At 68.0% G+C, this 7449-nt stretch carries 7 protein-coding genes and 2 pseudogenes; 6 read left to right on the top strand and 3 right to left on the bottom strand.

The window, feature by feature from the left end:
• The 3 genes and pseudogenes from ABIR74_RS11620 to ABIR74_RS11630 all read left to right on the top strand — a co-directional run.
• Positions 1-182 (top strand): annotated as a pseudogene (locus ABIR74_RS11620) (fatty acid--CoA ligase); the annotation flags it as partial.
• Positions 183-195: 13 nt separating this feature from the next.
• Complete coding sequence (locus tag ABIR74_RS11625; RefSeq protein WP_348178268.1) at positions 196-978, top strand: enoyl-CoA hydratase-related protein; 783 nt, start codon at positions 196-198, stop codon at positions 976-978.
• Between the two features lies 1 nt (position 979).
• Positions 980-1366 carry a Rid family detoxifying hydrolase gene (locus tag ABIR74_RS11630; RefSeq protein ID WP_348178270.1) on the top strand — a complete coding sequence of 129 codons (387 nt, stop codon included), beginning with the start codon at positions 980-982 and terminating at the stop codon, positions 1364-1366.
• Between the two features lie 4 nt (positions 1367-1370).
• Here the strand turns inward: ABIR74_RS11630 and ABIR74_RS11635 are convergent, their stop codons facing one another.
• Positions 1371-2576, bottom strand: a complete 1206-nt coding sequence (locus ABIR74_RS11635) for an acyl-CoA dehydrogenase family protein (RefSeq protein WP_348178272.1) — start codon at positions 2574-2576, stop codon at positions 1371-1373.
• Between the two features lie 18 nt (positions 2577-2594).
• Between ABIR74_RS11635 and ABIR74_RS11640 the strand changes: the two genes are divergently transcribed.
• The 3 genes from ABIR74_RS11640 to ABIR74_RS11650 are packed head-to-tail and all read left to right on the top strand — an operon-like array spanning position 2595 to position 4854.
• On the top strand, positions 2595-3617 hold the full coding sequence (locus ABIR74_RS11640; protein ID WP_348178274.1) for an LLM class F420-dependent oxidoreductase: 1023 nt from the start codon (positions 2595-2597) through the stop codon (positions 3615-3617).
• Positions 3614-4546, top strand: a complete 933-nt coding sequence (locus tag ABIR74_RS11645) for a phosphotransferase family protein (RefSeq protein WP_348178276.1) — start codon at positions 3614-3616, stop codon at positions 4544-4546. Before ABIR74_RS11640 ends, ABIR74_RS11645 begins: the two co-directional genes overlap by 4 nt.
• Positions 4543-4854 (top strand): hypothetical protein, encoded by a 312-nt coding sequence (locus ABIR74_RS11650; protein ID WP_348178278.1) that lies wholly within the window; start codon positions 4543-4545, stop codon positions 4852-4854. Before ABIR74_RS11645 ends, ABIR74_RS11650 begins: the two co-directional genes overlap by 4 nt.
• Before the next feature lie 20 nt (positions 4855-4874).
• Here ABIR74_RS11650 and ABIR74_RS11655 read toward each other — a convergent pair whose 3' ends face one another.
• Together ABIR74_RS11655 and ABIR74_RS11660 are read right to left on the bottom strand one after the other, a co-directional pair.
• Positions 4875-6674: a M3 family oligoendopeptidase gene (locus tag ABIR74_RS11655; RefSeq protein ID WP_348178280.1), complete on the bottom strand. Its 1800-nt coding sequence runs from the start codon at positions 6672-6674 to the stop codon at positions 4875-4877.
• 10 nt (positions 6675-6684) lie between these two features.
• A pseudogene (locus ABIR74_RS11660) lies at positions 6685-7449 on the bottom strand (thioredoxin domain-containing protein); the annotation flags it as partial.

A 7449-nucleotide genomic window follows, 5' to 3' on the forward strand; every position in this document is an offset into this window, starting at 1 on the left:
GCCCGCTTGCCGTCGTCGTCCTGCGCGAAGGCGCCTCGGCCGAGCCGGATGAGCTGCGCGAGTTCCTCGCGCCGCAGTTCGCGAAGTGGTGGCTGCCCGAGCGGTTCGAGTTCGTCGAGGAGATCCCGAAGACGGCGGTCGGCAAGTTCCGCAAGACTGAGCTGCGCGAGCGCTTCAACTAGAGGGAGGAGACCCGTGGGAACGTTCATCAGCACCGAGCACGAGGGCGCAGTCGCAATCGTCACGATCGACAACCCCCCGATGAACGCGCTGTCGACTGCGCTGCTCGCCGATCTGGAGGCCGAGCTCGACCGTCTGGACAACGAAGACTCGACCCGCGCGATCGTTCTTCGCGGCGGAGGCGAGCGTGCGTTCGTCGCGGGCGCAGATATCAGGGAGTTCCCCGCGCTCCGCGAGGGCGGCGGCAGCGAGGGAAGCTCGGCACGCGGGATCCACGCGGTCGGCCACCGGATGGACGCTGCGCGGACGCCGTTCGTCGCGGCGATCCAGGGGTACTGCCTCGGCGGTGGCCTCGAGCTCGCGATGTGCTGCGACGTGCGCATCTGTGCCGACGATGCGAAGCTGGGGCAGCCGGAGACGAAGCTCGGGCTCATTCCCGGTGGCGGGGGCACGCAGCGACTGCCCCGGCTCGTCGGGATCGGCCGCGCCAACCTCCTCAACATCGGCGGCGAGCCGATCGACGCCGCGACGGCGTACGACTGGGGCCTCGTGGAGCAGGTCGTCCCGGCGGCCGGGCTGGTCGCCTCGGCGACCGCGGTGGCCTCGACCTTTGCGGCCCGCTCGCCTCACGCGGTTGCCGTGCTGCGGGAGCTTGCCCGGACGACGAGGGATCTCTCGCTCGAGGAGGGGCTCAGGCGCGAGGCGGATGCCTTCCGCCGCTGCATCGTCAGCGATGACGGCACGGAGGGTGTTGCAGCGTTCCTCGAGAAGCGCGAGCCGATCTTCACGGGGCGCTGAGATGATGCGGAACGCGGTTTCGAGCCCCGGTGCACCGAAGGCTGTCGGCCCGTACTCCCAGGCTGTTGTCTCCGGGGATCACGTCTTCCTCTCCGGCCAGACGCCGATCGATCCGGCGAGCGGCGCACTGATCGACGGCAGCCTGGCGGAGCAGACCCAGCGCTGCTTCGACAACCTTGCCGCCGTGCTGGAGGCCGCCGCGCTTGGCTTCGGCGACGTCGTCAAGGTGAACGTCTATCTGACGTCAATGGCCGACTTCACGGAGATGAACGAGGTCTATGCACGCCAGTTCGACGAGCCGTTCCCGGCGCGAACGACGGTGGCGGTTGCGGCGCTTCCGCTCGGTGCGCGCGTCGAGATCGAGCTCGTGGCCCGGCGCTCGGCCTGACGTCCTAGTCGAATTGCCAGGGATCGCCCGCGGCGTATCCTTTGAGAATCCGACGCGCGACGACCATGCGGTGCACCTCGTCCGGGCCGTCATAGATTCGGCCACCCCGCGCATGGAGCGCCATCTGTGCGAGCGGCGTCTCGTCGGTGAGACCACGGGCGCCGTGCACCTGGATCGCGCGGTCGATGACGTCGTTGAGCACTCCTGCGGCATAGAATTTGAGCAGTGAGACCTCGACGCGCGCTTCCGATCCTTCGTCGATCTTGCGCGCCGTGTCCATCGTGAGCAGCCGGCACGCCTGAATTCCAGCCGCCGAGTCGGCAATCCAGTTCTGAACGGTCTGCTTGTCGGCGAGCGGCCCACCGAACGCCTCCCGTTGGAGCGCGTAGGAGCACATCAGGTCGAACGCGCGCTGCATCTGACCGAGCCAGCGCATGACGTGGTGGATGCGACCCGGGCCGAGGCGCTGCTGGGCGATCTTGAATGCATCCCCGCGGCCGCCGAGCGTATGTGCCACAGGCACCCGGACATCCGTGTACCGAACCTCGCAATGGGTGTTCCAGGCGCGACCCTCGTGCCCCATCACCGAGATCGGTCGCACGACTTCGAGACCTGGCGTGTCGGCCGGAACGAGGATCATCGTCCCACGCTTGTAGGTGTCGGCGTCCGGATCCGTGATCGCGAAGACGATGCCGAAGCTCGCACCGTCCGCTCCTGTCGAGAACCACTTCAGACCATCGATCACCCATTCGTTACCGTCGACTACGGCGCGCGTCTCGAGCAGCCGCGGATCGGATCCGGCGACGTCCGGCTCGGTCATCGAGAAAAAAGATCGCGCGCGCCCTTCGATCAGCGGCTCGAGGAACTCCACCTTCTGCTCGGACGTGGCGAGCATGTGCAGGATCTCGGCGTTGCCGGCATCGGGCGCCTGGCAGCCGAAGACGAGTTGTGCCCAGTAGGAGCGCCCGATAGCCTCGTTCATGCACGCGTAGTAGAGGAACCCCTGGCCCGTGCCACCCGCCTCGGCGGGCATGTGCGGTGCCCAGAGCCCGGCATCGCGGGCGCGCTGCTGCAGCGACGTGATCACCTCGAGCGATGCGTCGTCCTCGCGATTGAGGGCGCCTTCCGCCGGGATCACGTGCTCCTCGACGAAGGCGCGGTAGAGCGCTCGGCGCTCCGTGTAGCCCTCGGGGAAGAGGGAAATACTCACACCAGTAGGATCAGCCACATGCGCCTCGCTCTGCAACTCGGGTACGACGACCCCCTCGGCGGCATCGCCCTCGCTCAGGAGGCCGACCGGCTCGGGTTCCATTCCGTCTGGACTTCAGAAGCCTACGGGACGGACGCAGTCACGCCGATGGCATGGGTCGCTGCGACGACCGAGCAGATCAGGGTTGGCAGCGCGATCATGCAGATGCCCGCACGCTCGCCGGCCGCAACCGCGACGACGGTCGCCACGCTGGACATCCTCTCGGGCGGACGCGTTCTGCTCGGGCTCGGCACCTCGGGACCCCAGGTCGCCGAGGGCTGGCACGGCCAGGCCTGGGGCAAGCCACTCACCCGGACGCGCGAGTACGTCGAGATCGTGCGCACGATTCTCCGCCGCGAGCAGCCGCTCGAGCACCACGGTGAGCACTACGACATTCCCTACACAGGCCCCGGCGCAACAGGCCTCGGCAGACCACTGAAGATCATCATCCACCCGGCGCGAGCAGACGTGCCCATCTATCTCGCCGCGATCGGCCCGAAGAACGTGGCGCTGACGGCGGAGATCGCAGATGGGTGGCTGCCGATCTTCTTCTCTCCGGAGCGTGCCCCGGCAGTCCATGGACCTGCGCTCGAGGAGGGCTTCGCGCTCCGCGGCGGGCGCCCCGCCGGCTGGGATCTCGCACCACTCGTCCCTGTCGTGATGGGGGATGACGTCGCCGCGTGCCGCGACTTCCTCAAGCCGATGCTCGCACTCTACGTCGGGGGCATGGGTGCACGCGGGCAAAACTTCTACAACCGCCTTGCGCAGCGTTACGGCTTCGAGGCCGAGGCGATCGTGGTACAGGATCACTTCCTCGAGGGGCGCAAGCAGGAGGCCGCTGCCGCGGTGCCCGACGCCCTCGTCGACGAGATCGCGCTCGTCGGTGACCGTTCACGTATGGCCGACCGTCTCGCTGCCTGGCGCGAGAGTGGAGCGACCACGCTCGTCCTGCAGGCGCGGCAACCCGAAGCGCTGCAGGCGCTCGCGGAACTCGTGGGGTGAACGATGACCTCCGCGAGGCGTTGACCGCTGCGCTCGGCTCGCCCGTGGCAGCGGCCAGGCAGCTCGCCGGCGGCGCCTCCAAGGAGGCATGGGCGATCTCGCTTGCCGACGGCAGAGAGCTTCTGCTCCGGCGCGCGGGAGGCGGCGTCATGCATCTCGATTCGCTCTCGCTCCGGCAGGAGTTCGACGTGTTGGTCGCGGCCCGCGCAGCAGGTGTCCTCGTTCCCGAGCCGATCGAGTACCTCGGCGATCTTGACGGTCGCGAGTCGTTCGTGATGGAGCTCGTTCGTGGCGAGGCAATCGGGCGTCGGATCATCAAGGCGCCGCCTCCGGGCCTCGATCTCCAGATGGCCGAGCAGCTCGCAGCGATCCACGCCATCGCCCCGGAGACTCTTCCCTTTCTCGCGAGTGGGGACCTCTGGGATCGACTGTACGCCGAGCTCGACTCCGTCGACGAACCGCACCCGGCGATCGAGTACGGCCTTGCCTGGTGCCGGGAGCGCCTACCGCTCGAACGACCGCGGGTCGTCAGCCACGGCGACTTCCGGCTCGGGAACCTGATGGTCGACGACGCGGGAATCGTCGCCGTCCTCGACTGGGAGTTCACTCACATCTCCGACCCCGCCGAGGATCTCGCCTGGCCGCTCGTCCGAGCCTGGCGGTTCGGGAACGACGCGAAGCGCCTGGGTGGGATTGCGGACGTCGGACCGTTCTTCGAGCGCTACGCCGAGCTGACCGGGCTCCGCATACCGCCAGACGAGCTGCTCGTCTGGGAGGTACTCGGCAACTGCAAGTGGGCGATCGCCTCGCTCACGCAGGCCCGGCGACATCTCAGAGGCGAGGAGCGCAACGTCGAGCTTGCGATCCTCGGGCGGCTCGCCGCCGAGATGGAGTACGAGCTCCTCGACCTGATCGAGAAGGCGGCATGAGCAACCGCCCAACAGCCGCCGAGCTCGCAACGGCTGTCCGCGAGTTCCTCGAGGCTGAGATCCTTCCGACCCTCGACGACCAGCGCCTGCGATTCAGGACGCTCGTCGCGATGAACGCGCTCTCGATCGTGGAGCGCGAATCACCCGCCCCGGGGGAGGCCGATTGGACGATGGCGCGACGAATCTGCGCCGGCGACATCCGCGAGACCGATCTCGCAGAGCTGAAGCTGGAGGTCGCAGCGAGGCTCGCTATCGCGAGTCCGAAATTCCTCGGGCGCTATCGGTCGGCCGACGAGACCGACCGGTAGCGCCCTCGAAAAATGAACGATCAGCCCAGTCCGATCTCCGCAGCCAGTGCCTCGGCCTCGTCGAGATCGTCGGAGATGGCCTCGATCCCGCTCGCCCAGATCGACGGGTCGGTGAGGTCGAGGCCGACCATGCGGGCGAGCTCCTCGGGCGCCTTCGAGCCACCCGTACGGAGAAGGTCGAGATAGGGCTCGACCATCGAGTCTCCCTCCCGCTGATACGACCGGAAGATGGAGAGAGCAAACAGGTAGCCGTACGCGTACGCGTAGACGTAGCCGGGCACGTTCGTGAAGTGCGGCACGTAGCTCCACCAGCTCTCGTACCCGCCGACGCCGACGGAGTCGCCGAACAGCGCCGTCTGGCACTCGATCCAGATCTCGTTGATGCGGTCCGCGGAGAGCTCGCCCTGCTCGCGGCGCTCGGTGTGCGTCGCGTTCTCGAAGCGGTTCATCGCGATCTGGCGGAAGGTCGTCGCGATCGCGTCCTCGAGCTGGCCGGTGAGCAGGTCGAGCCGCTTGCGCGGGTCGTCTTCGGCCGCGAGAAGCCGCTTGAACGTGAGCGCCTCGCCGAACACCGATGCGGTCTCGGCCGTCGTCAGCGGCGTCGATGCGTTGAAGTACCCGAGCGGTTGAGCCATCGACCCGTGGAGCGCATGGCCCATCTCGTGGGCGAGCGTGAGGATCGAGCGGCGGTCCCCCGTGTAGTTCATGAACACGTACGGGTGCACGCCCGGGACGTTCGTAGCGCAGAACGCACCGTGCCGCTTGTCGGGCCGCACGGGCGCATCGATCCAGCCCTCGTCGAAGAACCGTTCGACGGCGTCCCCGGCCTCGCCGGAGAAGTCGGCGTAGGCGCCGACGACGACCTCGCGAGCCACGGCCCACGGCGTCTTCGAGGCATCCTCGGCGACCGGAGCGAAGCGGTCATAGTACTCGAGCCCGTCGAGCCCGAGGAGCTTCGCCTTCAGCCGGTAGTAGCGCTGAGGCACGTCGTAGCGCGACGTCGCCGCGTCGATCAGCGCCTGCACCGCCTCGTCGGTCGTCTCGTTCGAGAGATTCCGCGATGTGATCCATGTCGGGTAGCTGCGGAGCCGATCGTCGATCCACTTGTCGACGAGGATCGTGTTGAAGATGGACGTGCGCGTGCGCAGGCCGGGCTGAAGCGCCGCGGTCACCGCTTCAGCGGCCCCGCGGCGAACGTCACGGTCGGTCGCGTACAGCTTGGCCATCGCCGTCTCGAGTGAGACAGGCTCGTCGGCATCGGGAAGGTCGATGCGCATCGCGCCGAGCACTTCCTCGTAGAGCCGCGACCAGGCGGTGACGCCGGAGACGGACTTCTCGGTGAGGATCTTCTCCTCGGGCTCCGTCAGGACGTACGGGCGGAACACGCGCTGTGCGGCGAGCCAGTGCCGCCAGTGGTCGAGCGCCGAGTCGGCCAGGGTCGCAGCGGCCGGCTCGTCCTCGATCGCGGCCCACTCGAGTCCGAAGAAGAGGAGCTGCGTCTCGAGGCCGGCGGCCTTCTCACCGAGCCTGGAGACGAGGGCACCACGTGCCGTGTCCGCCATGTCGGTGGAGAACTCGAGATGTGCGAAGTAGAGCGCGCGGGTGGCGATCGCCTCGATCCGCTCGCGCTCGTCGATCGCCGCTGCGAGCTCTGCCGGCAAGAGCGCCGCAACCTTGCCGTAGTAGCGGTCGCGGAACGCCGCCGTTGCAGTTTCGGCCTCGGCAAAGTCACTTTCAATGCGTGGGTCGTCGCCTGAGGCGTAAAGGTCGGAGAGGTTCCACGCGACGTCTTCCGCACCAGTGGGCTCGATAGTTGTCATGCGGAGCAGACTAGATGATCGCCGCGCCGCTCCCGAACCCATCCGTGTCCGTCACGGGCGCCCGACACACGAACTGCTCGCAGAGATAGACGGCCGGCCGGCCGTCGACGAGATCCTTGCCCTCGAGGAGCGGCACCCCAGCTGCCGGCCCAACTGCAACGACCGTGTTTGGCGCGAACGGCTCGAGCGCTGCGCGGGCGACAGAGCTGTCGACCGCGCCAACGATCGCGATCTCCCGCGGCGGCGCGAGCCAGAGGTCGAGCGCGCACAGCATCCAGCCGAACGCGCCCGGCGCGCGGCCGAGCATCGGCTCGGCGAGCCGCAGCACCGACACCGCCTGACGCTCCAACTCGTCGTCGCCCCAGATTCGTCCAAGTCGCAGGAGGACGTGCGCGAGCATCGAGTTGCCCGACGGGATCGGGTTGTCGTCGAGGCCTTTGGTGCGTGCGACGAGCTCCTCGCCTCCGGTCGGAGCGAGGAAGAAACCGCCGTTCCGGGGATCGGCGAAGAGATCGATCGCGAGCAGAGTCAGGCGCCGGGCATCGAGCAGCCAACGGATCTCGCCGGTCGCCACGTGCAACTCGATCAGGCCGTGCGCCACGTTCGCGTAGTCATCGAGAAATCCCTCCCCGCTTACCTTGCCCTCCCGCCAGGAGCGGGACAGCCTGCCGTCCTTGAACGATAGGGGCCCGAGGAGGAACTCCCCCACGCCTCGCGCAGCATCCAGCCAGTCCGCACGCTCGAACCGACGCGCACCTTGCGCGAGCGCCGCGAG

It is taken from the genome of Gaiella sp. (assembly GCF_039915195.1).
GTDB lineage: Bacteria > Actinomycetota > Thermoleophilia > Gaiellales > Gaiellaceae > Gaiella.

Coding starts and splice junctions, on each gene's coding strand:
- ABIR74_RS11640 (WP_348178274.1), top strand. CDS start 2,595: ATGCGCCTCGCTCTGCAACTCGGGTACGACGACCCCCTCGGCGGCATC.
- ABIR74_RS11630 (WP_348178270.1), top strand. CDS start 980: ATGATGCGGAACGCGGTTTCGAGCCCCGGTGCACCGAAGGCTGTCGGC.
- ABIR74_RS11650 (WP_348178278.1), top strand. CDS start 4,543: ATGAGCAACCGCCCAACAGCCGCCGAGCTCGCAACGGCTGTCCGCGAG.
- ABIR74_RS11655 (WP_348178280.1), bottom strand. CDS start 6,674: ATGACAACTATCGAGCCCACTGGTGCGGAAGACGTCGCGTGGAACCTC.